We start from the raw sequence: 26,195 nt of genomic DNA, 5'->3' as shown, positions 1-26,195 counted from the left end.
AACTTGCGGACCTATACTTTCTGCCGCTGGTGTTCGAGGCTAGTTCAGAATATTTTCTTTTCTTTAGGTGATGGCGCATGCTCACACTGGCGGTATGCTATACTTTTTACCTGATAAGCTAAAGCGAATGCCTGCGCCAGTTTAATCTAAAATCTATCGTCTAGATACTAAGGTCTTAAAAGATGAAATACAACGTAGTAGTTGCCTCCAAAAACCCGGTGAAAGTGAATGCTGCGCTGGATGGGCTGAAGCGAATGTTTCCGGAGGATGCCTTCATGCCAACGCCGGTGTCGGTGCCTTCTGGCGTGGCTGACCAACCTATGTCGGATCAGGAGACGCTGCATGGGGCACTGAACCGGGTGGAAAATGCGCGTGCGTCACACCCGGAAGCTGATTTCTGGATTGGCATTGAAGGCGGCATCGAAAAGTTTAACGGCGAACTCGCGGCTTTTGCCTGGGTGGTGGTGCAGGATCGGGAGCAGACGGGCAAAGCGCGCTCGGGTGCTTTCTTCCTGCCCAAGGCGGTGCAGGAGCTGGTAGAGCAGGGGCTGGAGCTGGGCGATGCCGATGACCAGGTGTTCGGCCACTCCAACTCCAAGCAAAAAGGAGGCGCCATTGGGTTGCTTACGCAAAATGCGCTGGACCGGCGCGAACTGTATGAGCAGGCTGTGGTGCTGGCGCTGGTGCCCTTCAAGAATAAAGCCTACTACCTGAACCCGCGGCAGGAGCAGCAAGTATAACCTACCTATGCCACAGGAAGCGATTCAGAAACTACCTTTTCAGCTGTGCCCGCTCGGCGATACAGCCATTGTGCTGCAGTTCGGGCACACCATAGACCCCGGCACACACGCCAGCATCCGTGCCTTTTCCGCGCTTTTAGAAGAACAGCCCTTTGAGGGACTGGTGGAGTATGTGCCTGCCTTTACCACCATCACCGTGTATTATGACCCTTGGGTGATAAGCCAGAAGGGAAAAAAAGATGCTTATAGCGAGGTGGTTCAACAGCTGCAGCAGCTTTTGTTTCATTTGGAAGAAAAGGAGACACCTGCCGTGCAGTTGGTGGAGGTTCCGGTGGTGTATGGCGGAGCTTATGGTCCCGATCTGGAGGCGGTGGCCGCACACTGCGGGCTAAGTATGGGCGAGGTAGTAGACAGGCACTGCAGCAAGGAGTATCTGGTGCACATGATCGGCTTCGCTCCGGGCTTTCCATACTTAGGCGGCATGGATAAAAGCATTGCCACACCTCGCAAAGCCACGCCGCGGCAAAGCATCCCGGCAGGCAGTGTGGGCATTGCAGGCGAGCAGACGGGGGTTTATCCCATCAGCACCCCCGGAGGCTGGCAGCTGATCGGGCAAACACCGGTGCAGCTCTTCAACGCAAAACGGGAAATGCCCAGCCTCCTGCAGGCCGGCGATAAAGTGCGTTTTGTGCCGATTTCTGAAGAAGAGTTCCTGAAGCGAAAGGAGGTGGCATGGGCATAACAGTTCATAAGCCGGGGCTACTGACAACGGTGCAGGACCTGGGGCGCTATGGCTACCAGAAGCAAGGTGTAATTGTGGGAGGAGCCATGGATAAGCTTGCCCTGCGCCTGGCGAACCTGCTGCTGGGGAACGAGAAAAATGCCGCGGCACTTGAGATCACCCAGCAGGGGCCTGAGCTAGCTTTTGAGCAGGAGACACTGATAGCATTGGGCGGCGCTGACCTCTCAGCAAGTATAAACGGAGAACGGGTATACCTGTGGCGGCCGGTGCTGGTAAAGGCAGGCAGCGTGCTGAGCTTTGGAAAGCCCTTGGTCGGAAATTATGCCTATTTAGCCGTGGCAGGAGGTCTGGCGGTGCCGGAAGTAATAGGTAGCCGCGCAACCTATCTGCGCGCCGGCATCGGCGGCCTGGAGGGCAGGGCCTTGCGGAGCGGTGATGTACTGCACGCCGGGGAGCCGAACGAGCTAAACAGGCTGGTGCTAAGCAGGCTGCTGCTGCGCGATGAGCAGACCGCTTTCACGGTGGCCAGCTGGTTTCCAGAGCCGGAACTACTCCCAACCTATAAGCCAAATCCGGTGCTGCGGGCACTGCGGGGCTCTGAATACACCCTTTTCACGGAAAACAGCCAGAACTATATTTGGAATGAAAAGTTCAGTGTCACCATACAGTCGGATAGGATGGGTTTGCGGCTGCAGGGAGCAATCCTGGCCTTAGAGCAGGAAGCGGAGTTGTTGTCCACTGCGGTTAGCTTTGGGGCGGTGCAGGTACCCGCAGAAGGAAGTCCTATCGTTTTAATGGCGGATTCTCAGACTACGGGCGGCTATCCCCACATTGCGCAGGTGATAAGTGCCGACCTGCCGCAACTGGCGCAGGTGCAGCCCACCAAAACTATCCGCTTCGAAGAAGTGACACTGGAGGAGGCGCAGCGCCTGTACATCCAGCAGGAACAAAACATCAGCGGCCTCAAGCAAGCCATCTATCACAAGCTACACAAAGTATGAGCAACTACGCCGTAGACCTGAACTGCGACATGGGCGAGAGTTTTGGCGCCTGGCGCATGGGCAACGACAGCGAACTCCTGAAATACATCAGCTCTGCCAACATTGCCTGCGGCTACCACGGCGGGGATCCGGCCACCATGAAAAGAACGGTGCGGGAGGCCCTGGCACAGCACGTGGCTATCGGGGCGCACCCGGGCCTGCCGGATTTGGCGGGTTTCGGCCGCCGCGAAATGGCGGTTTCCGCTGAAGAGGTGTACGACCTGGTGGTGTACCAACTAGGGGCTTTAACGGCCATTGCGAAAGCGGAGGGAGCCAGGCTGCATCACCTGAAACCGCACGGGGCGCTCTACAACATGGCCGCCACCAACGCAGCACTTGCCGAGGCCATTGCCGAAGCTGTTTACCGCGTGGAGCCGGAGCTTATACTTTACGGGCTAGCCGGAAGCGAGCTGATACAGGCTGGCAAAAAGCTTGGCATCAGCACAGCGAACGAGGTCTTTGCCGACCGCACCTACCAACAGGATGGCACCCTGACCTCACGTCGCCAGCCGAACGCGTTGATCACCGACCATAACGTTGCGGTGCGGCAGGTGGTGCGGATGGTAAAAGAGGGCAAGGTGCTCTCGCAGCAGGGAACGGAGGTGGAGATACAGGCGAATACTGTTTGCATTCATGGCGATGGCGCCCATGCGCTGGAGTTTGCCCGCCATATTCAAGAAGTCCTTCAAGAAGAAAAAATCCGGATCACCGCGCTGTAGCATCGCATGAAAAAACAAAAGAGAAACTGGAGCGTACTGCTCGGCGCCGCCTTCCTGATGGCCACCTCCGCCGTTGGCCCCGGCTTCCTGACCCAAACCACGGTATTCACGCAGCAACTGATGGCCAGCTTTGGTTTTGTCATCCTGCTTTCGATTATACTTGACATTGGGGTGCAGCTGAATGTGTGGCGCGTGATTGCGGTGTCGGAGCGGCGGGCGCAGGACATAGCCAACCTTGTGCTGCCGGGGCTGGGTGTGCTGCTCTCCCTACTTATCGTCTTGGGCGGTTTGGCTTTTAATATCGGCAATGTGGGCGGCGCAGGCCTGGGGCTGAATGTGCTGTTTGGTATTTCGGCAGAAACCGGCGCTATGATTGCCGCTGCCGTGGCCATTGGGGTATTCCTGATGCGGGAAGCAGGCAAGGTGATGGACCGCTTTGCGCAGGTGATGGGTTTCCTGATGATCCTGCTGATTTTGTTCGTGGCCTTCACGTCGGCACCGCCAGTGGGGGAGGCCGTGGCCAAAACGTTTATGCCGGATGAAGTAGACGTCATCGCGATAATTACACTTGTTGGAGGCACCGTGGGCGGCTATATTACGTTTGCCGGAGGCCACCGCCTGCTTGATGCGGGCATAAAGGGCCGGGATGCCTTGTCTGAAGTGAGTACAAGTGCTGTGATGGGCATCAGCGTCGCCTCACTTATCCGGGTGTTTCTGTTTCTGGCGGCGCTGGGTGTCGTGAGCAAAGGCTTGACCCTTGATCCTGCCAATCCTCCTGCATCGGTGTTTCAACAGGCTGCGGGAAACTTAGGCTATAAGCTGTTCGGTGTGGTGATGCTGTCTGCCGCCATCACGTCTGTGATCGGGTCGGCTTATACTTCCGTTTCGTTTCTCAAGTCGTTCAGCCCCAAAATCCAGCAGCATGAGAATTGGGTGATCATTGGGTTTATACTTGTCTCCACGGCTATTTTCATCACCATCGGCCAGCCGGTACGCCTGCTTATACTTGCCGGCGCGTTAAACGGGCTCATCCTGCCGCTGTCGTTGGGTACTATGCTGTTTGCCGCTTATAAACCAAAAATAGTAGGAGACTACCGCCACCCGCTGCTGCTTACTGTATTTGGTGTGCTGGTGGTGCTGGTGATGGCCTACCTCGGCGGCTATACACTGTGGCAGCAAATTCCAAAGCTCTTTGCTTGATCTTTCCTCCTGAATAGAGCTTTCTAGCCAGCGGCTTAAGGTTTGGTGTCGCTTGCTGTATCAACGCTGCTGCTGTAATTCCATACTTGGTACAGCAGTAGCAGCATAAGTCACCGTATGAGGAAACATGCAGGAGGAAAAGCAGCATACCGCTCAGTTTAACTTTCATGGAGCCCTACAGGACTTCCTGAAAAAGCGGGATAGGGAGCAGCCGATAAGCTATGTTTTCAAGGGTGCCCCGGCCGTAAAAGACGCCATCGAAGCCAGTGGCGTGCCCCATCCGGAGGTGGATGTGATCTTGATCAACAACAAACCCGCTGCGTTTCAACAGCCTATCCACCATAATGATGACGTGCAGGTTTATCCGCTCTCTGCCAAGTATAGCTGGCCTGCTGGTTATTCTTTTGCAGTGAAGCATCCCGCACCGTCCATGTTTATCTTGGATGTGCACCTGGGCACACTGGCAAAGCGCATGCGCCTGCTGGGCCTGGACACGCTGTATGAAACAGACTTCTCAGATAGCGCTATCGCACAGTTGGCGCAGGAGCAACAGCGGGTGGTGCTCACGCGGGATGTCGGCCTGCTCAAACAGAAGGCGGTTACGTGGGGCTACTGGCTACGCTCTCAGCATACAGAGGAGCAGCTGGAAGAAATCATCAGCCGCTATGCGCTTTGGCAGCACTTTAAGCCTTTCACGCTTTGCCTGGAGTGCAACACGCCCATACTTGCTGTTCCGAAACAGGAGGTGCTGGAGCAGCTTCCGCCGAAAACAAAACTATACTTTCAGGAGTTTTACCGCTGCCCCTCCTGCGGCCGCGTGTACTGGAAAGGCTCGCACTACGAGCGCATGCAAGCCTACGTGGAAGAAGTCAGGAAGCGGTATGGCCGATAAACAGGTGCCGCAGGAGCAACAAATTTAAGCCTCATCCGGTATTTAGCAGCTGACACTTCGATATGATGGAAAGTTTAGAGTCTTTTCTGCGGGACATTGGTCCTGTTTACGCGGCGTTGCTCGCCACGGTGTTTACCTGGCTGGTTACGGCGCTTGGGGCAAGTATGGTTTTCTTCTTCAAGGATCTGAACCGCGCCTGGCAAGACATTATGCTGGGCTTTACCGGCGGGGTGATGCTGGCGGCCAGTTTCTGGTCGTTACTGGCCCCGGCCATCGAGTACTCGGAGCAGCTGTACCCGGGCATGAGCTGGATGCCCGCCGCCGTAGGGTTTCTTGGCGGCTCGCTCTTTATTTTCGGGCTCGATAAGCTGGCCCCGCACCTGCACATCAACTTTGAGGAAAGCGAAAAGGAGGGAGTTAAAACCACCTGGCACCGCACCACGCTGCTTATACTAGCCATCACTATTCATAATATTCCGGAAGGGCTGGCGGTGGGCGTGCTTTTCGGTGCCGCTGCCAACGGCGCAGAAGGTGTGACCCTAACGGCGGCCATCACACTGGCTTTTGGCATCGGTTTGCAGAATTTTCCGGAGGGCTTTGCCGTGGCCATGCCATTGCGCCGACTCAACATCAGCCGTTTCAAAAGCTTTTGGTACGGCCAGATGTCTGCCATTGTGGAGCCTGTGGCTGGCGTGATTGGAGCTTTAGCCGTCGTTTACATTGAGCCTGCCCTGCCGTTTGCCCTCGCTTTTGCCGCTGGGGCCATGATCTATGTGGTGGTGGAGGAGGTGATACCCGAAACTCAGCGCGACAAGAACACGGACGTTGCCGTGCTAGGCCTGATAGTGGGGTTTGTGGTGATGATGGTGCTCGACGTGGGACTCGGGTAAGGCAGTCCTTCTGTAGAGTTTATCCTTTGTTACACCCTTCTGCTTATTGGGCAAAGTCGGTATAGGTATAGCTGCTTTTCGATTTACAGGGAAAGCTTCTTCCTGCTTTTGAGCTTTGGTTACAAATTGTAATTCTTATACTTCACGGTAACGCCTGCCGAGGGAGCACTTTCATTTTGTAGCCTGTCCAGGGTGGTGATAACGTACGTATACTTTCCGTCCTCCAGGGCTGTCCTATCCAGGAAATGCGTGTTGTTACCGAACACCCTGCCAACGATGCGCGCCGGGTTATTGAGCTCTGCCTGAAACGGCTCCCAGTATTCTTTGTGCCAGATGGGCAATTCGCAAAAGGTGTTTTTCTCGAAACGGTAAATAACGTAGTATCGCGCGTCCGGGATTTGCCGCCACTGCAGGTGCACGCCTTTGGTAGTTTGCTGCGCCTTTACAATAGTGGTGGCTGCCGGAGCTTTTGCTTTTTTCCATTCCATAACAGGCACCAGCGCCGGGTGCCGGTAATATACCCGGAGCGAGTCCTGCACGTTCTGCGTGTTTTTCATGATGGATTTTGAGCTGAAAAAGACGCTGCCCCCTACGGTGGGCAAGGAGCGGTTAAGGCGCAACTGGCGTGGAATCTCGTTTGGGTCCTGCCAGGCGGCGTTGTTGTCGGTGCCTATTTTGTAAGCGCCGTGCCCAATGTACAGGTGGCGGTTAAAGGAGTTCAGCCCCCACCATTCCACAATTGTTTTATAGTCGGCCGCCTTGTGCCCAATGTGCCAGTATACCTGCGGCACCAGGTAATCAATCCAGCCCAGTTGCATCCATTTGCGGGTATCGGCATAGAGGGTAGAGTAGGTGGGGGCACCAGCCCGGGTAGCAGAGCCAGCCACATCTTCGTCTTTGTTTTTCCAAACGCCAAAGGGGCTGATGCCAAACTTCAGGTATGGTTTCACAGCCTGAATACTGTCTGAAATACCTTTTATAAGCAGGTCTACGTTGTTACGGCGCCAGTCCTGCTTGTTACTGAAGCCATTGGAGTGCTTCAGAAACGTGCTGTCGTCGGGGAAGGGCGTGTTGGCGATGGGGTAAGGGTAAAAGTAGTCGTCAAAATGAACACCGTCAATGTCGTAGCGGCGCACCACATCCATGATAATGGAGGTGATGTAAGTGCGCACCTCCGGAATGCCCGGGTTGAAGAGCAGTTTGCCGTCATACTTGACAAACCATTCCGGCCTACGCTTGGTGATATGGTCCGGGGCAGTGACAGCCTTGGTGTCGAAGGTGGCACGGTAGGGGTTAAACCAGGCGTGGAACTCCATGCCGCGCTCATGCGTCTGCTGTAGCATGAAATCCAGGGGGTCGTAAGGCGGGTTTACCTCTTTTCCCTGCAGGCCAGTCAGCCACTCCGACCACGGCTCCAGCTTGCTGCGGTAAAATGCATCGGCGGCCGGGCGTATCTGCACGATCAGGGCATTCATGCCGTTCTTTTGGTGCGCGTCCGCTAAAAAGGTAAACTCCTTCTGCTGTGTTACCGGCGAAAGCCCCTTCTGGCTCGGCCAGTCGATGTTGGCCACGCTGGCTACCCAAACCGCCCGGAACTCACGCTTCGGGGCCAATGACTGCGCATGTGCGGCAGCGGCAATAACAAGGAGGCAAAGAACGTTTAGAACAAACGTTTTTTTTAATACTGTAAACATAAACGGCTGGGACTGTGGCAGTGGAGAAGCTCTGGGTACAGCGTTGTACTGCGCAGGCTTCCGGCCTCAAAGATAGCAGGGTAGCGCGCCGCACAAAAGGAAGAAGCAGAAAATAAAAGAGTACCTTGTTTGTATTTGACCTGGTGCCACAGCCGCTAATAAACCTGCTGTGGTGGCGAATTTTAGGCAGAATAACCTTAAATTGCCATCAAACCCGCTAATGCAAAATTACTTAACGCTTTGAAGAAAAGACCATACCATTTGCTACTCCTGCTTGCCCTTTTCCTTTCTGGGGCGATGCAGGCCGAGGCGCAGAAACAAAAGCCGAAAACAGGCCGCAGCTCCACTGAAAAAGCCGCCGCCCGTGTCTTCAACCCGGCCACCGATCCTCCCTTCATGGGCGCAAACCAGGCGTGGGTGGACTCCGTGTTCAATACGCTGTCGGAGGAGGAGCGCATTGCGCAGCTGATTATGATCCCGGTATACTCGAACAAAAACCAGGCGCACATAGACTCCATCAGCCAACTAGTGCAGCAGTACAAAGTGGGCGGCCTTATCTTTTTCCAGGGCGGGCCGGTACGCCAGGCCATGATGACGAACCGCTACCAGCGGGAAAGCAAGGTGCCGCTGATGGTAAGTATAGATGCCGAGTGGGGCCTGGCCATGCGCCTGGACAGCACCACCAGGTTTCCGTACCAAATGGCGCTCGGCGGCATAGAAGATGAGCAACTCATTTATGAAATGGGAGCGGAGATTGCGCGCCAGTGCCGCCGCCTGGGCATACACGTAAACTTTGCGCCAGTGGTGGATGTGAACAATAACGCCAACAACCCTGTAATTGGCTTCCGCTCTTTTGGGGAAGATAAGTATAACGTGAGCCGCAAGGCCATGGCGTATATGCGCGGCATGCAGGACAACAAGGTGCTGGCCAATGCCAAGCATTTTCCGGGCCACGGCGATACAAACGTAGACTCGCATTACGGCCTGCCGGTGATTAACTTCTCCAAAATCAGGCTTGACTCAGTGGAGTTGTACCCGTTCCGCCAGCTCATGAACAATGGCCTCGGCAGTCTGATGGTGGCCCACATGAACATCCCGGTGCTGGACAACACGCCCAACCTGGCTTCCACGCTTTCTAAACCAATTGTATCAGACCTGCTGAAGAAGGAAATGAAGTATGAGGGGCTAGTGTTTACGGATGCACTGAACATGCAGGGCGTGGCCAAGTTCTATCCTCCGGGAGTGGTGGACGTGAAGGCGCTGCTGGCCGGAAACGATGTGCTGCTGAATACTATGGACGTGGGCACCACCATTTCGGAGGTAAAAAAAGCCATTGCCAACAAAGAAATAACGCAGGAGGAAATAGACACGCGTGTGCGCAAAGTACTGGCTGCCAAGCAGTGGCTGGGGCTGGATAACTGGCAACCTATCGAAACAAAGAACCTCATTGCGGACCTGAATAACCCCCACGCCGAGTTCCTGAACCAGCAGCTGGTGGAGGCTTCGCTCACGCTGCTGCGCAACAAGCGGAACATACTGCCACTGCAGCGCCTGGATACGCTTAAAATAGCCGCGCTCGCCATCGGCACGAAAAAAGAAACAGCTTTCCAGCGCGGCCTTGCCCGCTATACCCAGGTAGATACTTTCTTTCTTCCGCCCACGGCAAGTATAGCCGAGCTGCAGGCGCTGAAAGAGAAACTGCAGCCCTATAACCTGGTGTTGGCGGGTGTGCACAAACTAAACCTGAAAGCGGGTGGCAGCAGTTTCGGCATCACCGCTGAGATGGATTTGTTCCTGAAAGACCTGATCCGCTCCAAACCTACGGTGGTAAGTGTGTTTGGCAACGTGTATAGCCTGGCTTATATGGAGGGGCTGGAGAAAGCCGATGCCGTGCTCGCTGCATACCAGGAAACGGACCTGGCGCAGGACGTGGCCTCGCAGCTGATTTTCGGGGGTGTTGGGGCAAAGGGAAAACTGCCGGTTACGGTATCGAACGCCTTCAAAGTGGGGGATGGCCTGAAAACTCAGGGTGCTGTGCGCTTTGCCTATACTCAGCCGGAAGCCGTGGGACTGAAGGCAGCAGACCTGGCAGGCATCGATTCACTGGTGGCGCAGGCGATGGCGCAGGGAGCCACTCCCGGTGCCCAGGTGCTGGTGGCGAAAGATGGAAAAGTAATTTACCAAAAGGCATTCGGCTACCATACGTATGCACAGGAGCAGCCGGTGCAAATCACTGACCTGTACGATCTAGCTTCAGTTACTAAAATCAGCACCTCGTTGGCTGCCTTCATGAAGCTGGCAGGGGAGGGGCGCTTTGATGTGGACCGCACGCTGGGGGAATACCTGCCGCTGATGCAGGGCTCTAACAAAGCTAACCTGAAGTACCGCGACATCCTGACACACCAGGCTGGGTTAAAAGCCTGGATTCCTTTCTGGAAGGAGACGGTGAAGAAGAACGGCAAATTCAAATGGGCTACTTTTAAAGCTGATTCCTCCCGCCGCTTCCCGATAAAGGTGGCAGAAAACCTGTACATCCACCGCAAGTATGCCAGCAAGATTTATGACGAAATAAAGGAGTCCCCGCTGAACGAGAAGCCGGGTTATGTTTACAGCGACCTTTCGTTTATACTTGCCCCGCTGGTGGTGCAGCACATCACAGGTCAGGATTTCGAAACGTACCTGAAGCAGAACATCTATAAGCCAATCGGGGCCAGCACCCTGACGTTCAATCCCTACAAAAAATATCCTGCCAAACAAATTGTGCCAACCGAGGTAGATTCCCTGTTCCGGAAGCAGCTGCTGCACGGAACTGTGCACGATGAGGGAGCTGCCATGCTGGGCGGCGTAAGTGGCCATGCCGGCTTGTTTGGCAATGCCAACGATGTGGCAAAACTCATGCAGCTATACTTGAACGACGGCAAATTTGCAGGCGAAACCTACATTGGCGGCAATACCGTAAGTGCATTCAGCAAGTGCCAGTTCTGTGAGCAGGGCAATTACCGCGCCCTCGGCTTCGACCGCCCGGCCAAGCCAGGCGAGCAGAACAGCAACGCCGCGCCAAGCGCTCCGGTTGAAAGTTTCGGCCACTCCGGCTTTACCGGCACCTACACCTGGATCGACCCAGTGAACAACCTGGTGTATGTCTTCCTGTCGAACCGGGTGCACCCTACACGCGAGAATCCTAAGCTTAGCCAACTGAACACCCGCACCAACGTGCTGCAGGTGGTATATGATGCCTTGGAAAAGAGCAAGAAGCTGCAGCCGTAATTTGTAACTTCCATAATTAAAAACAGAAGAGGCGCCATTTCCGGCGCCTCTTCTGTTTTTGTGATAGGATTAGCTTACATACAAAGTAAAACATGCTCCTAAGTATTATTGAGGATTGCTATACTTCGCTAATTCAAATTTTATGCTGTCCAAAGGGTGCCGATGGAATAGGTTTTGGCCTTGCCGCTAATGAGTACCCGTTCGCCTTTGTCTATACAAAACAAGGTGCCCTGCCTTTCGGAGAGCTGCATGGCGGTGAGCTCCTTTTTATGCAGTTGTCCGCTCCAGTAGGGGATAAGGGAGCAGTGCGCCGAGCCTGTCACAGGATCTTCCAGAATGGAGGACTGCGGGGTGAAAAATCTGGAAACAAAGTCGCAGTTTGTGCCTTTTGCCGTAACCACCACGCCTCCCGGATCAAGGTTTAGCTGGTCGAATGATTGCTGGTCGATGGTGATATTTTTTATTTCCTGCTCAGTCTCGTAAACCAACACATAATCCCGTGCCTTCAACACCTGTTTGGGCTGGATGCTCAATGCGTTTTTAATGTTGTTGGGAAGGGTAGCCGGAACAGGGCTTCTGGAGGGAAAGTCCAGCGTATACATGTCCTTGCTTGTGGTAACTGTTAGCGCACCACTTAGGGTTTCAAACACAATGCTGTCCTTGGGGTAGTGCCGGATTGTTTTCAAAGCATGTGCTGTGGCCAGTGTGGCGTGGCCACATAAATCCATTTCGATTTCGGGTGTAAACCAACGCAGATGCACCGTATCTCCGGTTTCGACAAAGAATGCCGTTTCTGCCACGGCATTCTCCTTCGCTATTTGCAGCAACAGCTCATCTGGTAGCCACTCCCGGAGCGGAACTACGCAGGCGGGGTTACCCCCAAAGATGCTGTCAGTAAATGCGTCTATCTGGTAAAGGTCTAATTTCATGTAGGGGAAAAGTTAGCAAGGCGCTACTACTTGCGGTCTGTTACGGTTGCGCGATTATACACCCAAACCATTTACAGGAAATTATACATGGAAACGATTGCTGCGAAACCAAGTAACAGCAACAACAGGATGTTAGCCCAGGCAGGAACCTGTTTGTATCGCTCCTTCTTGTAATCAAAAAAAGCCATGCCGCCGAAGACAACTCCAAATAAGATCGCGTTAACAAAGGTCAGCCCTTTATTGATGATACTCCACAGGTTTGTTAGTCTTGCTGTCATGTTGTGATGGTTGGGATAGTGGATGCCTGAATAGTATAATTCCGAATAGAACTGTGAACACAATGTAAACAATTCCTATAAGACATACGCTAAGCGGTAAATCAGGATGAGCGATCAGCCCTTTTGCCAGGGCCAGCCCGGCTATCAGGAAATGCGAAAGATTGGCAATGGCAATCGGGCGGTTGTAAATGCCACCAATCAAACTCCCTTTAGCCATCCAATTCAGCATGCCGAAGGCAAAATAAAGCGCCCCGAGTAGCTGCACTACAAAGAGCAAGGACTCCATTGGGGCCCATCGCATGTAACGCACTAGTTCATCAGGGACAAAGGTGAGTACCACCCCTGCAGCACCTAGCAATATCGCACTGGATGCCATTACTATTTTTGTGTTCATCTGCGCTGTAGTGTCTGAATTTTCAGGTGCTTAAGCTACTCAAATTTTCGCAATTTCCCTTCGCTACTATGTTTTGGATAGCAGCCTAAGTAAGGGCTGGGGGTAATGTTTAGCTAAAACTGATCGTCTGTCAGTTCTTTATTTGCCATGGCACCTGTTAAATTGCCGCTGTAGACAGCGTTGGCAACCGAGCGCATCATGGCTGAATTGTCGCCACACGCAAATATTCCATCTATGGTTGTTTTCTGAAAACTATCTACTTTGATATGACCTTGCGCTGTCAATTCACATCCTAACGAAACAGGAATGTCAGAGTGTTGTGTAAATGGAACTGCAGCATAAACAGCTTTAAAATCTGTTTTACTGCCGTCACTGAAAACTACACTTCTAAGGTGCCCATTTTCATGCTCTATTTCAGTAACTTCTGTCTCTACAACTTGTATGTTAGGGTTTTGCAGTTTCGCGAGTTGACCTGCATTAAAGTCTGCTTTTCCCGAAGTCATGATCGTGATATTATTTGTCAGGTTACTGACCAGTGAGGCAATGTGAAAAGCCCTTTCTCCGTTTGCCATAATTCCTGTTTTTTGATCCCGGAACTCGTACCCGTGGCAGTAGGGGCAATGTATAACAGAAATGCCCCAGCAGTCTGAAAAGCCCATGATATCGGGCATAATATCCTTTATGCCCGTTGCAAAAATCAATTTTCGTCCTTTAACTACTTCTCCTTCCTGCGTGGTAATCTCAAACCCGTTCTCAATTTTCGCTCCGCGCACAGCCAGCCCCGTGAGAAACGCAACGGTGCTGTAATGTAGAACCTGTGCTTTGGCTTTTGCAGCAATTACACCAGGTTTTTCTCCGTCTTGTGTAATGAAGTTATGCGAATGCGGCGTCTGCCTATTGCAAGGCAATCCGCTGTCAATAATCAAAACGTTTCGCAGCAATCGCCCCAAGGCCATTGCTGCAGAAAGCCCTGCATAACTTCCGCCAATGATGATCACATCATAATACTTAGTGTCTGTCATACGATTCATTTTAATGTGGTAAAAAGTACTCTTATAACTGTTAGCGGTTAGGCGATCTTGCTCGGAAAGCCGCTTCTTAAAACTTATGTGTCGCCAACAGCTGTGCTAAAGGTAGGAATGTTTGACTTTATTTGCAATAATGTTGCATAAGTGAGTAGGGCAACTGAGATGCGGGTAAATGGAGCTTTAAAGACAAGTATAACAGCAGCGAACCAGGACGCTACTGAAATCCAGCTACTGTTTTGAGTGGAAACACAATAATTGATGAGCCATATCCTTTGACCGCTCTTCTGCTCTAAAATTGGACGCCCCCTGCAGTTTTAATTAGTAGCAGCAGGCTTGAAGCTTATCGGAAAAGTAGCCGACGGCATAACTGCCGAAATACTTGAATGCAGTAGCCCTGGAAGGGGAAGTAGGGAAGGTTTTGTGAGCCACTTTATTGAATGATTGGTTTGTTATGTTAGGCAATTCATACTACCGAGAGTGTTACTCGTGCAGCCAAAGCCCGAAGTGCTGCGAAGGTGAAAGCTACATTTTGTTAGCGGGCGTATTTTTTTCTTTTTTCTTCGCTAAATATGATTGGCATAGTCCACGGCATTGGATATACTTTGCCTCGTTTGTAGTAAACATCCCAATCAGGAAGCATACTTACCACTCTTACTGCTTCGTTTGTGAGTATTTCATTTTCCGCTCCACGAACAACCCTGACACTGTCAGGCTTTGTTGTTTTGCCTGAATATATAAGAAGAATCACACGCTCCTTTTTATCGTTCAGGTTTGGAACCCTCTGCCAGTCTATAGTAGCGTAAATGAATTTTTGAAGGCTGTCAGGGTTTTCTGAGTAGATAGATTTGTGGGACATGGAGTTGTTATAAAGTTTCTGGCCAACCAGGCGACCCTTCCTGAAAGACAGCACAAGTTCATACGCATAGAAAGAGTCGTATCCCTGGTGAACATAGTGAACAAGTCTGCCCTTGGGAATCAGCAACTCTCCAGTTACCCAAGATGCTTTGACTTTGCCATTTTTGTAGGCAGCACCAAACACCTTTTTCAAATCTGCCTTAACACTATCCTGGTAGTAACTGCAGCTAAACAGGTTGGTCAGGTAAAGCTCATCTTCAATTATTTCCCACTCTGCAACATACCCTCGCCAACATCCTGTATTCATCCCTGCTTCTTTAATTCCAAAAAGCTTTGGCCTTAAGGAGTTAATATCTTTCCGTAATTCGAGCGGGTTCGAAAAAACTGTTAAAGTGTCTCCTTTCCATATCAGAATATCTCCAACTTGTCCGGTTGCAACAACTGTCAGTGGAAGAAAAAGTACCAGCAATAGGGCTTTGATGTTTTTCATTATATAACTGCCTACGAGTTTGTTCATAAAGCGTGCGCTGTGAAACAGAGCAAGACACGCTTTACGTGCTGGGCTATGGAATTATTTTTCAAATTTCTGTACAATCAAGCAACTGTTATCCTGTGATAGTTCGAAGTTGATTGCCCACTGAAAATCAGTATCAAATATTGTCATCAAGGTGTCCCCACTTTGGTCGGCTCTATCGTGACTGAGAGAGCAGATTACATACCTTAACCAAGGCCCATCAATATTCAACAGCCCAATTCCAACATAGTCATTTACAGCTTGGTCAACAATATTTGTCTTAAACCATATGGGTCTCTTGCTGTAGCTCTTTAGGGAATTGGGTTGAATAAATTTGAGAACTTCTACTAACTCAACTTCCAGTTCTTGCTGATTAAGTAAGTTCAGATTACTTAAGTCTACAGGAAATACTTTGTCAAAGCTTTTCTCGCCAAACCTTTCTAACGTGATTCCAATATTGTCTACAACAAACTCTTGTATGATTCTCTTTTCGTAATAACCTAAAGTAAATTCCATAAGGTCATTCATTACATAGTTTTAATCCCATCAACTAGCCAATCAAGAACTACGGTTACCTGCACAACGACTGGATGTGTATTCAAGTGCTTAGGTTACTTTTTCAGCGTTCAGCAGATTGGGGGATATAATTTCTACACGCCGCTATAGCAGGATGAAACTTTCATCTAAGAACCATTCCTTCCGTAGCCATTTCAATAAATTAAATACACCTCACCAACTTACCTTCAGTTGCTTACAATTATAAAAAAAGGAACTGCGACGCTAATGCCTCATTAAAAATGGTAGCGCACAAAAGCTTCCATGGCTTCATAGTCAGCCAGGCCGAGGCGGTGGTAGTTTTCTGCCGTTTCGCGGTTTCGTTCCTCGGCGCGCACCCAGAACTCGCGCGCATCGTCGCCCGGAAAAACAGGCCTATCCTTCTGCGACTGGTGCTTGAAGATCGCCTCCCGCTTACGCAACACCTCCTGAGGCGATAAAGGCACGGCCATGTGAATTTCGTGCAGCTCAAACTCATGCCAGGCACCGCGGTACATCCACAGCCAGCAATCCTTTACCCATTCCTCTGTTTTCTGCAAACGCCGTAAAGCCTCCAGTATGATCCGGAAGCAGACGATGTGCGTGCCATGCGGATCAGCAAAGTCGCCGGCGGCAAATACCTGGTGGGGCTTCACCTGCTGCAGCAACGCCATTGTCAGCTCAATGTCTTCATCGGAAACCGAGTTCTTTTTATGCTTGCCCGTCTCGTAAAATGGCAGCGCCATGAAATGAATGTGATTGTCCTCGAGGCCAGCATAGCGGGCGCCCGCAATGGCTTCGGTCTTACGTATGAATCCTTTCACATTCAGAATTTCCTGCGTGTCTACCTGGTTGGGTTGCTTGTGTTGGATAAAGCTACGCATGTTCTCATACACGCCCTCCAACTTGCTGGTGTCGCTCCCGATGCTGTGGTTAAAGTCGATAGCGAATTCCATATAGCGCAGCACGTCATCGTCCCAGACCGCCGTATTGCCCGACGTCTGGTAGGCCACATGCACGTCGTGCCCCTGGTCGACCAGCCGGATAAAAGTGCCACCCATCGAAATAACATCATCGTCGGGATGCGGCGAAAAGATAAGGGCACGTTTGCGGGCGGGTTCGGCGCGCTCAGGCCGCTGCGAATCATCTGCATTAGGTTTGCCACCCGGCCAGCCCGTAATGGTATGCTGCATCTTGTTAAAGATGTGGATGTTGATGTTATAGGCAGGACCCGACTCAGTGGCCAGTTGTGCCATGCCGTTGTTGTTGTAATCTTCGTCCGTCAGCTTCAGGATGGGCTTGTTCACCGTATTCGATAGCCAGATCACGGCTTTTCGGGTCAGTTCCTCTGTCCACACGCAGTCTTTCACCAGCCAGGGCGTGTTAAAGCGCGTCAGCTCAGATGCGGCATCCTCGTCCAGTACAAACTCCACATTATCGGAGAGCTGCAGGTAGGTAGCCGGCACTTCGCTGGAGATATCACCCTCCACCGCTTTTTTGATGATAGGCGCCTTCTTCCTGCTCCAGGCCATCAGAATTATCTCGCGGGCTTTAAAGATCGTGCCGATTCCCATTGTGATGGCTTTGGTGGGTACGTTACCTTTACCGCCAAAATCGCGGGCTGCGTCGCGGCGGGTCAGGTCGTCCAGCGTTACCAGGCGCGTGCCGGAGTTAGGGGCAGAGCCCGGCTCGTTGAAACCGATGTGGCCGGTGCGTCCGATGCCCAGTACCTGCAGGTCGAGGCCGCCAACAGCTTCTATTTTGCGCTCGTAGTTCAGGCAGTAAGCTTGTATCTGCTCACGTGGCAGGGTGCCATCCGGAATGTGTACCTTCTCCTTGTCGATGTCGATGTGGTCGAAGAGGTTTTCGTTCATGAACGTGACGTAGCTCTGCGCCGCATCCGGCTGCATCGGGTAGTACTCGTCCAGGTTAAAGGTGATTACATCGCGAAAGCTTAGGCCTTCTTCGCGGTGCAGCCGCACCAACTCAGCGTAAACAGCTACAGGCGTGGCGCCTGTGGCCAGGCCGAGCACCGTGTGCTGCCCTTTGTCCTGCTTTGTCCGGATTAAGTTGGCAATACGCTGAGCCACCCGCACGGCGGCTTTTTGCTGGTCAGGGAAAACAGTAACGGGGAGTTTCTCGAATCGGGTTTCTTCCAGGAGGTTAAGTCTGCGCATGATCGGTTATGTTAGCGTGTGGTTTGTTCTTTCAGGTACCAGTGCTCTAAAAATTTAAAGCCGCGTTAAATTCTCTTCTCCTCCAGCTCACTTATACAACCTGCTCCTCCTTGCCAAAAAGAGAATCCCTTCGCAACAGTTTCGACCCTTGTACGTGCCTTCATCTGCATTTATAAGTATAAAGGTTACATGCTGGGCACTGTTCTTATCTGTCACGCTCAAGTTGACAAATTAATTAAGCAGGACAAAATGTTTCTGGTAAGATAATTTTCCGTTAACACAAAGCATCACATGGCAGAGTGCGTAACAGGTGGAGCAAGGGCAAACGGGAGGGGAGAAGTATAAATCAACCATAGGAGTAGGACATGAACTCTGCATACCTGAGGTAGCTATTTTATACTTGCTGGCAGATGCTTTGATTACAGCTTTCTTTTTACTTATTTATTCTCGCAAACCAACCTTAGCCCATGCTCCTGAAGAAAACGCATTATACCTGGATACTATGCTGCAGTTTGCTGCTAACACTTGGATGCAGCAGTGCCCGTAAGGCAGCGGACGCATCGCCTGAAGCGACTGCTGCGTTCGGACCTGCAGAGATAAAACGGGAGGTGGAGGAGTCGGAGGTGCTGCGGCAGAGTTTTGTGGGTTTTGCACTCTACGACCCGGAACTAGAACAGATGGTGGTGGCGCATAACGCCGACAAGTATTTTGTGCCCGCCTCCAATACAAAACTTTTTACGCTCTACGCCACCCTCAACATGCTGGGCGATTCCATCCCGGCGCTGAAGTACGTGAGCCGCGGCGACTCCCTGATTTTCTGGGGCACCGGCGACCCCACCTTCACCCACATGGATTTGAAGAACAACATCGCCTACGATTTCCTGAAGAACCGCCCGGAGAAAAAGCTCTACTATATCGATGCCCCCTTTACCAGCACGCCTTTCGCTACCAACTGGGGCTGGGACGACTACAATTATTATTACCAGCCCGAGCGCAATGTGTTCCCCATTCACGGCAACATCATTAAGTTTCAGCGGCAGGATGAGAAGCCCTATACCACCACACCGGCATACTTCAAAAAGCAGGTACGTGTAAACGAAGCGGATACTACCCGTGGGGACGCGTTCGTGCGGAACTGGCGAACGAACCAGGTCACCTACTACCCAAAAAAAGCCTCGGCAAAGTTCTCCACCGAAGTGCCTTTTATCACCTCACCTGAAACCGTGGTAGCCTTGCTTGCAGACACACTGAAGCGCCCGGTAGAACTGCTGAAAGCAAGTATACCCGCCGGCGGCAAAATCTTCTACGGCCTGCCCACCGACACTGTGCTAAGGCGCATGCTAAAGGTCAGCGATAACCTGATGGCCGAACAGCTGATGGCGCTCAACTCCGGCACTTTGTCTGACACGCTTTCGGTGGAACGCGCCATTAAACACGTGAAGGCCAACTACCTGAACGACCTGCCGGATGAGCCAGTGTGGATCGATGGCTCGGGCCTATCAAGTATGAACATGTTTACGCCACGCAGCATCATTGCCCTGTTGCAAAAACTGCTGCAGGAGCGGCCGCAGGAGGAACTGCTGCCAATGCTGGCAGTGGGGGGCAGGCCCGGCACATTCCGGAATATCTACAAGGCCGATGTGCCGTTTGTATTTGGCAAGTCCGGCACACTGTCGCATGTGCACAACCAAAGCGGCTACCTCATCACCAAAAGCGGAAAGCTGCTGCTCTTCAGCTTCATGAACAACAACTACAAAGTGCCCACGGCAGCCATTCGCGAAGAAATGGTGCGGATCATGACCGAGGTGCACAACAGGTATGCACATGATGGGAAACCGGATGTGCCGCTGGTGAAATAAGAGGCTGGAAACGATGACGGAGTATATCTAGCCAGAACAGTACGCTCCCATTGCTCCAGACAAAGTATAGCAGTGACAAACGAAAGCCTACGCAAGTATAAAAACGTATAAACCACAGCAACCTAACCCAATAAGACAAAATGAAACTCACCATCCGTTCGTTCGACCTGCCGCTAAAGCACACCTTCACTATTTCGTACGACTCGCGCGACGTGCAACCGACCATGATTGTGGAGCTGCAGCAGGACCAATACAAAGGCTATGGCGAAGCAACCAGCAATCCGTATTACGGCTTCACGATTGAAAGTATGACGGCGGCGCTGGAGAAGATCCGGGAGAAAATTGAAGCAACGGAACTGGAGAACCCGGAAACATTCTGGGCGGAGATGCAGCCTTATCTGAAGGACAACCCTTTTGCGCTTTGTGCCCTCGACATGGCGGCGAACGATTTGTTCGGGAAGCTGAACGGGCAACCGCTGTATAAAATGTGGGGCCTGAATACCGATCATGCGCCGCTCACGGATTATACCATCGGGATTGACACGGTGGAGAATATGGTGAAGAAACTGAAGGAGATGCCCTGGCCGCTCTACAAGATCAAGCTGGGAACGAAGGAGGATGTGGCCATAATCAAAGAACTGCGCAAGCACACGGATGCCGTGTTCAGAGTAGATGCAAACTGTGCCTGGGGCGTGGAGGAAACCATTGAAAACGCGAAACAGCTGAAGCCTCTGAACGTGGAGTTTATTGAGCAGCCCATGCGTGCCGATGACATGGAAGGGATGAAGCAGGTGTACGCGCAATCGGTGCTGCCCCTGATTGCCGACGAGAGTTGCATCACTGAAAGCGACGTAGCGAAATGCCACGGCCACTTTCACGGGGTGAACGTGAAACTCGTGAAATGCGGTGGTCTGACGCCCGCCCGGCGCATGATCAAGGAAGCGCAGCAATTGGGCATGAAAGTAATGGTGGGTTGCATGACGGAGTCTACCGTGGGCATCTCGGCCATTGCACAGCTGCTGCCGATGCTCGATTACGTGGACATGGACGGGGCGCTGCTGCTGAAAGAAGACATTGCCCGCGGCGTCACCATCGACTATGGCAAAGTGCAGTACAGCAACGAAAACGGAACAGGCGCATCGCTGCTTGCCTAATGAACCCAACAGCCTTCACCGACCACCTGCCGGGCCGCACCGTCCTGATAAACGGAGCCGAATACTTATACTTTAGTGGCACCTCCTATCTGGGCATGGCCTGCAACGAAGCTTTTCAGAAACTGCTGCAGGAAGGCATGCGCCGCTACGGAACGAACTACTCCAGCTCCCGCCGCTCTAACCTACAGCTGCAGGTATACGAGCAGGCAGAGGAGCAACTGACCCGACTAACGGGAGCTGAGGCAGCGGTAACCATGTCTTCGGGCTTTTTGGTGGGGCAAACGCTGGTGCAGGCACTTAGCAGCCACGGCCGCTTTCTGTATGCCCCCTGTGCGCACCCGGCCCTCTGGCTGAACAGCGAAGTCGCGGCAGCAGCAAACGCTGAAACATGTTTTGAAACATGGGCTGCCCAGGTAGTGGAAACGGTGCAGCAATCGCATGAAAGCAGCTTTGTGATCGTCTGCAACGCGCTGGACCCGCTACAGGCAAAAGCCTATACTTTCGATTGGATCGAGGAGCTGCCGTCGCATAAAAACGTTATACTTGTAGTAGACGACTCACATGGCTTTGGCGTGCGTGGAGCGGAGGGAGCAGGCATTTACCAGCAGCTTAGCAAGTATAAACATGTAGAGCTGGTGATAGTCAGTTCCATGGGGAAAGCATTGGGCATACCTGCCGGAATTATACTTGGCCCGAAATGGTTAATAGAGCAGGTGAAAGCAAGCGCTTACTTTGGCGGGGCATCGCCGGCCATACCCGCATACTTGTATGCTTACCTGCGGGCAGGGGCTATTTACAAAGAGGCGCGGAAGGTGATGCAGGAAAATATCGAGCTGTTTAGGCAGCAGGTACGGCAGCCATACTTGTTCCAGGTGATACCTGGATACCCAGTGTTCAGTACCAAACAGCAAAGCCTGACAGCCTACCTGGAGCAACAGCGGATTATCATATCAAGCTTCTGCTACCCGACAGCCGAGAGTGCCCCCGTGACGCGGGTGATACTTAGCAGCCTGCACACGGCGGCCGATGTGCAACGCTTAACCGAGGCTATCAATAAATTTGAACCGGAGCACATACCGGAAAACGTATAACAGCTGAAGCAGCAGACATAAAAAGGCAGGAGGTGGCAAGCGCCACGACTGCAGCGAAAAATTATGAAAAAGAACTACCTCATACTTGCACTTGGCTTCCTGATGGCCTGTACGCCTGGAAAGGAAACCTTCACCTCCACCACCAGCACGACCACAGCGACCACCACCAGCACAGCCACCAACATGGAACCACACATTGACGCGGTGCGCCAGCAATTCGCACCCGACAAGCGCACAGCCCTTTTTCAGGTAAAGCAGCAGGGCGAGGTGCTCTCCGGCGAAACGAACATGACCGAGGCTAAAGAGCAGCTGCTCGACAAGCTGAAGGCCGAAAACATCACTTTTGTAGATAGCATAGCAGTACTGCCGGAGGCGGAACTGGAAGGGCAGCATTTCGGGATCATCGCGATTTCCGTGGCTAACCTTCGCTCCGAACCAAGGCACCCGGCAGAACTGGCTACGCAGGCTACCATGGGCACGCCCGTAAATGTGCTGAAGAAGAAAAGCGGCTGGTACCTGGTGCAGACACCAGACAAGTACCTCGCTTGGGTGGATGCCAGTGGCGTGGCCCTGATGGACGAAAATACCTTTAACAGCTGGCAAAAAAGCCCTAAGCTGTTGTACACGAAGCCCTACGGTTTTGCCTATGCGAGCAAAAATGCAGCCGATGGCACCGTTTCTGATTTAGTATACGGCGATGTGCTGGCACTGAAAGGAAAGAGCGGCGACCAGTATGAAGTGAGGTTTCCTGATGGCAGAGAAGGCTTTGTTCCTGCTGCCGAGGCGGTGAAGTATGACGAGTGGATTGCCAGCCGAAAGCCAACCAGCGACAACCTTGTGAGTTCCAGCAAGCAACTGCTGGGCCTGCCGTACCTCTGGGGCGGCACCTCCTTTAAGGGGGTTGATTGCAGTGGCTTCACCAAAACGATATACTTTATGAACGGCCTGGTGCTTCCGCGCGACGCGTCGCAGCAGATTCACATGGGTGAACTTGTGGATACCTCCAACGGCTGGGACAAGCTGCAGCCCGGCGACCTGCTGTTCTTTGGCGTACCGGCCAAAGACGGCAAGGCAGAGCGTGTGGTGCACGTGGGCATGTGGATCGGCGGCGACCAGGAGTTTATTCATTCGGCTGGCCGTGTGAAGATCAGCAGCATGAACGCCAAGGCCGCTAACTTTGATGATTCCGAACTGAAGCGCTTTCTGCGTGCCAAGCGCATCACACCGGAAGATGCCGTGGTTGACCTGCGGAAGACAGCTTTGTACCAATAACCTCCCCCTAACCCCCTCCTAAAAACAGGAGGGGGAATTTTTTAAGGCGCTGCTGCGCCTTTTTTTGTTTCTGACTTCTTTTGATCTGGTAACTCAACTTTCCCTAATATCCTATTAGTGTCTTGTGGGCTGCACTTGAGAACCTCGGCTCCAGTCAACATACACCAGACACATGAACTAAGTATGAGGATTTAATAAAATTAATGTCTTTTTTAGTGTCATCCTGGAAAAATCTTGGTGGCGAACGGCAGAAGCGGGCAATTAGTGCTTATCTAGCTTGCCCACAATATCCTTCCAGGATGACAAAATAGTGTAAGGTATTTCTGTCCTCTTACTTATAAGCACTTACTTGGCCAGAATCACTACCGTGTAAGCCAGGGCAATTGCCACACCAGATCAGAAGGAGGAAGGAAGTCTGAAAATTCAGCCAAAACCTGCAGCAGCTCCTGCAGGAAAGGTTGGTTATTGGCGATGTTGGAGAAGCAGGCGAATAGCAAATCCGGCTCCTGTTGCCTTATCACCAGGTTCGTAAAGCCGCAGGTGTCGCCGCTGTGCAGGAGCAGGTGCTGGCCTGTAAAAAGCCGTTCCTGAAACCAACCCATGCCGTAACGCCACGCATCTACAGAATCTATTTGTGTATAGTATGTATTAAGTTGGTTTGTTATGTTAAACAGTGGGAGCTGCGTGAGCGCCCGGTGCCACTTGAGGTAATCTGTGGCGGAAGTATAGATACAGCCGTCGCCGCGGGTGGCGGAGCCAAGGCTCTGGTCTGCAAGTATAAAACTGCCCGCCCCATCGGCTGCATAACCCATGGCTCTGTTTGGGATAGTCGTATTTGCGCGGTACAAGGTGGAGCGGTGCATGTGGAGGGGCCGGAAAATGTGCTCCTGCAGGAAATCATCATACCCCATACTTGTAATTCGCTCTACCAGCAGACCCAGCAGCACATAACCTGTATTGCTATACCTGAATTGGGTGCCGGCAGGAAAGAGGAGCGAGGGTTGGGCCGCCGTTATTTCCAGCACTTCCTCGTCGGTAAGCTGCGCTGTTTGCTGCGCCGGAATGTGTTCCTCAAAATCAGGCAGTCCGGAAGTATGGCAGAGTAGGTGCCACAGCCGTACGCTGCCCAGGTGGGCCAACTCGGGAAAGTGGAAGCCGAGTTCATCCTGCAGGTTAATGCGCTGCTGCTGCGCCAGCAGGTGCAGGCACATGGCTGTAAACTGCTTGGAGACCGAGGCCAGTCGGAAGGTGGTGTCAGCGGTGATGGCGGCTTTGCTTACTACATCGGCTAGTCCGCAGTGTCCTTGATAAGTTACCTTATCTTCTTTTGTCAGCAGCAGAACGGCACCAGGCGTAGTAGCAGCGTAGTGCCTGGCCAGCAGGGCATCTAACTTTTCTTGTAACTCGGGCATGTCAGAAGCATGGGGAATAGCGGTGATTTTGTCAAATATAGGCAGCGGTGGCCAGATTCGGAATGGCTGCTCCCGAAAGCGGCATCCTCCTGAAAATATATAGCATTTATACTTTACAGGTTGGGTTTAGGCTGCTGTAATTTCTATATTTATGGCTTTGGAGCGGATACAGTAGCAGCCTGAACGGGCTTGACTGCTTTCATTTGTCCCGCCGCTTATCACCCAAACGCACCTAAGCTACACCAAGCATGACTGAAGTAAGCGAACCGCTGATTACGAACGAAGCCGTGGTACTCGGCCTCCTGATGATAATCCTTGCCCTTGTTTTCTATACCTCCAGCAGCTCCCGCGCCATTTGGGTGAAGTTTTACAAGGTTGTGCCTTCGGTGCTGCTGTGCTACTTCATTCCGGCGCTCTTCAACACGTTCAACATCATTTCCGGCGAAACATCGCAGCTATACTTTGTGGCCTCCCGGTTTTTCCTGCCTGCCTCGCTCATCCTGCTCACGCTAAGCATTGATTTCAAATCGTTGCGCATGCTGGGCAGCAAGGCGGTGATTATGTTCTTTGCCGGTACGGTAGGTGTGATGCTGGGTGGACCGCTGGCTTTGTTTTTGGTAGGCTCCGTGTACCCGGATGTGCTGTACACCGGCGATGATGAAGTATGGAAAGGACTTGCCACGATTTCAGGAAGCTGGATCGGGGGGGGAGCCAACCAGGCCGCCATGTTAGAGGTGTTCGGGGCCAGCAAAGAGGCGTTTGGGCAGATGATTGCCGTGGACGTGCTGGTAGCGAACGTGTGGATGGGCTTCCTGCTGTATTTTGCGCAGAAGCCGGAAACGATAGACAAACTGCTGCGTGCCGACAGTCGCCCGATTCGGGAACTGGAAGAGCGGCTGGAGGGCCTGCAGGCCGGCAAACGTGTTGTCCCTACCGTTGCTACCATGATGGTGGTGCTGGGCGTTGCCTTCGGATTAACCGGCCTCTCGCATTTCTTGGCTGACATCATTGCCCCATACTTTGCCGAAAATTTCCCGGAACTGGAGACCTACTCCATTACGAGTGGCTTCTTCTGGCTTGTGATTATTGCCACCACGGCTGGTTTGGCACTTTCTTTCACCAAAGCAAGGGAACTGGAGGGTTACGGCGCCTCCCGCTTCGGCACTGTTTTCCTTTACTTCCTGGTGGCCACCATCGGCATGAGCATGGACCTTGGAGCTGTGCTCGACAACCCGACGCTGTTCCTGGTAGGTGCTATCTGGATCCTGGTACACATCACCATCATGCTGGTGGTGGCGCGCATTATCCGGGCCCCGTTCTTCTATGTGGCCGTAGGCAGCCAGGCGAACATCGGTGGTGCCGCATCGGCGCCAATTGTGGCTGTGGCTTTTAATAAGTTTCTCGCCCCGGTGGGTGTGCTGCTAGCTGTGCTGGGCTACGCGGTGGGTACCTACGGCGCCTACCTCTGCGGCCTGATGCTGCAGTACGTCTGGAATTTGCTGGCTTAGGGAAAA

Annotated in this window: 22 protein-coding genes; 13 read left to right on the top strand and 9 right to left on the bottom strand. The window is 52.4% G+C overall.

Features of this window, described 5'->3' with window-relative positions; genetic code table 11:
• Window positions 1–182 precede the first annotated feature (182 nt).
• From yjjX to A0W33_RS01375, 7 genes are all read left to right on the top strand, one after another.
• Window positions 183–740: an inosine/xanthosine triphosphatase gene (yjjX, locus tag A0W33_RS01405; protein ID WP_068836508.1), complete on the top strand. Its 558-nt coding sequence runs from the start codon at window positions 183–185 to the stop codon at window positions 738–740.
• Window positions 741–747: 7 nt separating this feature from the next.
• Window positions 748–1,482 (top strand): 5-oxoprolinase subunit PxpB, encoded by a 735-nt coding sequence (gene pxpB, locus A0W33_RS01400; protein ID WP_068836507.1) that lies wholly within the window; start codon window positions 748–750, stop codon window positions 1,480–1,482.
• On the top strand, window positions 1,473–2,483 hold the full coding sequence (locus A0W33_RS01395; RefSeq protein WP_068836506.1) for a 5-oxoprolinase subunit C family protein: 1,011 nt from the start codon (window positions 1,473–1,475) through the stop codon (window positions 2,481–2,483). Before pxpB ends, A0W33_RS01395 begins: the two co-directional genes overlap by 10 nt.
• Window positions 2,480–3,241: a LamB/YcsF family protein gene (locus A0W33_RS01390; protein WP_068836505.1), complete on the top strand. Its 762-nt coding sequence runs from the start codon at window positions 2,480–2,482 to the stop codon at window positions 3,239–3,241. Before A0W33_RS01395 ends, A0W33_RS01390 begins: the two co-directional genes overlap by 4 nt.
• 6 nt (window positions 3,242–3,247) lie before the next feature.
• Complete coding sequence (locus A0W33_RS01385) at window positions 3,248–4,441, top strand: NRAMP family divalent metal transporter (protein WP_068836504.1); 1,194 nt, start codon at window positions 3,248–3,250, stop codon at window positions 4,439–4,441.
• A 127-nt stretch (window positions 4,442–4,568) separates the two neighbouring features.
• Window positions 4,569–5,333 carry a Mut7-C RNAse domain-containing protein gene (locus A0W33_RS01380; protein WP_068836503.1) on the top strand — a complete coding sequence of 255 codons (765 nt, stop codon included), beginning with the start codon at window positions 4,569–4,571 and terminating at the stop codon, window positions 5,331–5,333.
• 62 nt (window positions 5,334–5,395) lie between these two features.
• Window positions 5,396–6,223 (top strand): ZIP family metal transporter, encoded by an 828-nt coding sequence (locus tag A0W33_RS01375; protein WP_068836502.1) that lies wholly within the window; start codon window positions 5,396–5,398, stop codon window positions 6,221–6,223.
• Between the two features lie 119 nt (window positions 6,224–6,342).
• Here the strand turns inward: A0W33_RS01375 and A0W33_RS01370 are convergent, their stop codons facing one another.
• A complete protein-coding gene (locus tag A0W33_RS01370; RefSeq protein WP_068836501.1) occupies window positions 6,343–7,917 on the bottom strand; it encodes a glycoside hydrolase family 10 protein in 1,575 nt (524 codons plus the stop codon).
• 396 nt (window positions 7,918–8,313) lie between these two features.
• On the opposite strand from A0W33_RS01370, the gene A0W33_RS01365 reads away from it, so the two are divergent.
• Window positions 8,314–11,184, top strand: a complete 2,871-nt coding sequence (locus A0W33_RS01365; protein ID WP_229802059.1) for a glycoside hydrolase family 3 N-terminal domain-containing protein — start codon at window positions 8,314–8,316, stop codon at window positions 11,182–11,184.
• 140 nt (window positions 11,185–11,324) lie between these two features.
• Here the strand turns inward: A0W33_RS01365 and A0W33_RS01360 are convergent, their stop codons facing one another.
• The 7 genes from A0W33_RS01360 to nagB all read right to left on the bottom strand — a co-directional run bounded on the left by A0W33_RS01360 (window position 11,325) and on the right by nagB (window position 17,893).
• Window positions 11,325–12,113: a PhzF family phenazine biosynthesis protein gene (locus tag A0W33_RS01360; protein ID WP_068836499.1), complete on the bottom strand. Its 789-nt coding sequence runs from the start codon at window positions 12,111–12,113 to the stop codon at window positions 11,325–11,327.
• Window positions 12,114–12,184: 71 nt separating this feature from the next.
• The gene (locus A0W33_RS21040) at window positions 12,185–12,391 is read right to left on the bottom strand and encodes a hypothetical protein (protein ID WP_068836498.1); all 207 of its coding nucleotides are present in this window, start codon (window positions 12,389–12,391) and stop codon (window positions 12,185–12,187) included.
• A complete protein-coding gene (locus A0W33_RS01350) occupies window positions 12,351–12,785 on the bottom strand; it encodes a hypothetical protein (RefSeq protein ID WP_068836497.1) in 435 nt (144 codons plus the stop codon). Before A0W33_RS01350 ends, A0W33_RS21040 begins: the two co-directional genes overlap by 41 nt.
• 113 nt (window positions 12,786–12,898) lie before the next feature.
• Complete coding sequence (locus A0W33_RS01345) at window positions 12,899–13,807, bottom strand: NAD(P)/FAD-dependent oxidoreductase (protein ID WP_068839865.1); 909 nt, start codon at window positions 13,805–13,807, stop codon at window positions 12,899–12,901.
• Between the two features lie 538 nt (window positions 13,808–14,345).
• Window positions 14,346–15,185, bottom strand: coding sequence for a hypothetical protein (locus A0W33_RS01340; protein ID WP_068836496.1), 840 nt, complete (start codon window positions 15,183–15,185; stop codon window positions 14,346–14,348).
• A 54-nt stretch (window positions 15,186–15,239) separates the two neighbouring features.
• Entirely contained in the window at window positions 15,240–15,698 is a 459-nt protein-coding gene (locus A0W33_RS01335) for a hypothetical protein (protein ID WP_172798074.1), read from the bottom strand.
• A gap of 275 nt (window positions 15,699–15,973) precedes the next feature.
• Window positions 15,974–17,893, bottom strand: coding sequence for a glucosamine-6-phosphate deaminase (nagB, locus tag A0W33_RS01330; protein ID WP_068836494.1), 1,920 nt, complete (start codon window positions 17,891–17,893; stop codon window positions 15,974–15,976).
• A gap of 467 nt (window positions 17,894–18,360) precedes the next feature.
• Here nagB and A0W33_RS01325 point away from each other — a divergent pair, with 467 nt between their 5' ends.
• From A0W33_RS01325 to A0W33_RS01310, 4 genes are all read left to right on the top strand, one after another.
• Window positions 18,361–19,752, top strand: coding sequence for a D-alanyl-D-alanine carboxypeptidase/D-alanyl-D-alanine-endopeptidase (locus A0W33_RS01325; RefSeq protein WP_071890011.1), 1,392 nt, complete (start codon window positions 18,361–18,363; stop codon window positions 19,750–19,752).
• A 140-nt stretch (window positions 19,753–19,892) separates the two neighbouring features.
• The gene (locus A0W33_RS01320) at window positions 19,893–20,906 is read left to right on the top strand and encodes a dipeptide epimerase (RefSeq protein WP_068836493.1); all 1,014 of its coding nucleotides are present in this window, start codon (window positions 19,893–19,895) and stop codon (window positions 20,904–20,906) included.
• Window positions 20,906–21,997, top strand: coding sequence for an aminotransferase class I/II-fold pyridoxal phosphate-dependent enzyme (locus A0W33_RS01315; protein ID WP_068836492.1), 1,092 nt, complete (start codon window positions 20,906–20,908; stop codon window positions 21,995–21,997). The genes A0W33_RS01320 and A0W33_RS01315 overlap by 1 nt, the downstream gene beginning before the upstream one ends.
• Window positions 21,998–22,060: 63 nt before the next feature.
• The gene (locus A0W33_RS01310; RefSeq protein ID WP_172798073.1) at window positions 22,061–23,269 is read left to right on the top strand and encodes a C40 family peptidase; all 1,209 of its coding nucleotides are present in this window, start codon (window positions 22,061–22,063) and stop codon (window positions 23,267–23,269) included.
• Window positions 23,270–23,631: 362 nt separating this feature from the next.
• On the opposite strand, the gene A0W33_RS01305 is transcribed toward A0W33_RS01310, so the two are convergent.
• Complete coding sequence (locus A0W33_RS01305; protein WP_068836490.1) at window positions 23,632–24,681, bottom strand: serine hydrolase domain-containing protein; 1,050 nt, start codon at window positions 24,679–24,681, stop codon at window positions 23,632–23,634.
• 248 nt (window positions 24,682–24,929) lie between these two features.
• On the opposite strand from A0W33_RS01305, the gene A0W33_RS01300 reads away from it, so the two are divergent.
• A complete protein-coding gene (locus A0W33_RS01300) occupies window positions 24,930–26,189 on the top strand; it encodes a DUF819 family protein (RefSeq protein ID WP_068836489.1) in 1,260 nt (419 codons plus the stop codon).
• Window positions 26,190–26,195: the final 6 nt, after the last annotated feature.

Origin of the sequence: Pontibacter akesuensis (assembly GCF_001611675.1) — a bacterium.
GTDB lineage: Bacteria > Bacteroidota > Bacteroidia > Cytophagales > Hymenobacteraceae > Pontibacter > Pontibacter akesuensis.
This window is presented reverse-complemented; position numbering and strand designations above follow the sequence as displayed.

Bases quoted from the DNA above. Each gene is read 5' to 3' on its own strand.
- yjjX (WP_068836508.1), top strand. From the start codon at position 183: ATGAAATACAACGTAGTAGTTGCCTCCAAAAACCCGGTGAAAGTGAAT.
- pxpB (WP_068836507.1), top strand. From the start codon at position 748: ATGCCACAGGAAGCGATTCAGAAACTACCTTTTCAGCTGTGCCCGCTC.
- A0W33_RS01395 (WP_068836506.1), top strand. From the start codon at position 1,473: ATGGGCATAACAGTTCATAAGCCGGGGCTACTGACAACGGTGCAGGAC.
- A0W33_RS01390 (WP_068836505.1), top strand. From the start codon at position 2,480: ATGAGCAACTACGCCGTAGACCTGAACTGCGACATGGGCGAGAGTTTT.
- A0W33_RS01385 (WP_068836504.1), top strand. From the start codon at position 3,248: ATGAAAAAACAAAAGAGAAACTGGAGCGTACTGCTCGGCGCCGCCTTC.
- A0W33_RS01380 (WP_068836503.1), top strand. From the start codon at position 4,569: ATGCAGGAGGAAAAGCAGCATACCGCTCAGTTTAACTTTCATGGAGCC.
- A0W33_RS01375 (WP_068836502.1), top strand. From the start codon at position 5,396: ATGATGGAAAGTTTAGAGTCTTTTCTGCGGGACATTGGTCCTGTTTAC.
- A0W33_RS01370 (WP_068836501.1), bottom strand. From the start codon at position 7,917: ATGTTTACAGTATTAAAAAAAACGTTTGTTCTAAACGTTCTTTGCCTC.
- A0W33_RS01365 (WP_229802059.1), top strand. From the start codon at position 8,314: ATGGGCGCAAACCAGGCGTGGGTGGACTCCGTGTTCAATACGCTGTCG.
- A0W33_RS01360 (WP_068836499.1), bottom strand. From the start codon at position 12,113: ATGAAATTAGACCTTTACCAGATAGACGCATTTACTGACAGCATCTTT.
- A0W33_RS21040 (WP_068836498.1), bottom strand. From the start codon at position 12,391: ATGACAGCAAGACTAACAAACCTGTGGAGTATCATCAATAAAGGGCTG.
- A0W33_RS01350 (WP_068836497.1), bottom strand. From the start codon at position 12,785: ATGAACACAAAAATAGTAATGGCATCCAGTGCGATATTGCTAGGTGCT.
- A0W33_RS01345 (WP_068839865.1), bottom strand. From the start codon at position 13,807: ATGACAGACACTAAGTATTATGATGTGATCATCATTGGCGGAAGTTAT.
- A0W33_RS01340 (WP_068836496.1), bottom strand. From the start codon at position 15,185: ATGAACAAACTCGTAGGCAGTTATATAATGAAAAACATCAAAGCCCTA.
- A0W33_RS01335 (WP_172798074.1), bottom strand. From the start codon at position 15,698: ATGGAATTTACTTTAGGTTATTACGAAAAGAGAATCATACAAGAGTTT.
- nagB (WP_068836494.1), bottom strand. From the start codon at position 17,893: ATGCGCAGACTTAACCTCCTGGAAGAAACCCGATTCGAGAAACTCCCC.
- A0W33_RS01325 (WP_071890011.1), top strand. From the start codon at position 18,361: ATGCTCCTGAAGAAAACGCATTATACCTGGATACTATGCTGCAGTTTG.
- A0W33_RS01320 (WP_068836493.1), top strand. From the start codon at position 19,893: ATGAAACTCACCATCCGTTCGTTCGACCTGCCGCTAAAGCACACCTTC.
- A0W33_RS01315 (WP_068836492.1), top strand. From the start codon at position 20,906: ATGAACCCAACAGCCTTCACCGACCACCTGCCGGGCCGCACCGTCCTG.
- A0W33_RS01310 (WP_172798073.1), top strand. From the start codon at position 22,061: ATGAAAAAGAACTACCTCATACTTGCACTTGGCTTCCTGATGGCCTGT.
- A0W33_RS01305 (WP_068836490.1), bottom strand. From the start codon at position 24,681: ATGCCCGAGTTACAAGAAAAGTTAGATGCCCTGCTGGCCAGGCACTAC.
- A0W33_RS01300 (WP_068836489.1), top strand. From the start codon at position 24,930: ATGACTGAAGTAAGCGAACCGCTGATTACGAACGAAGCCGTGGTACTC.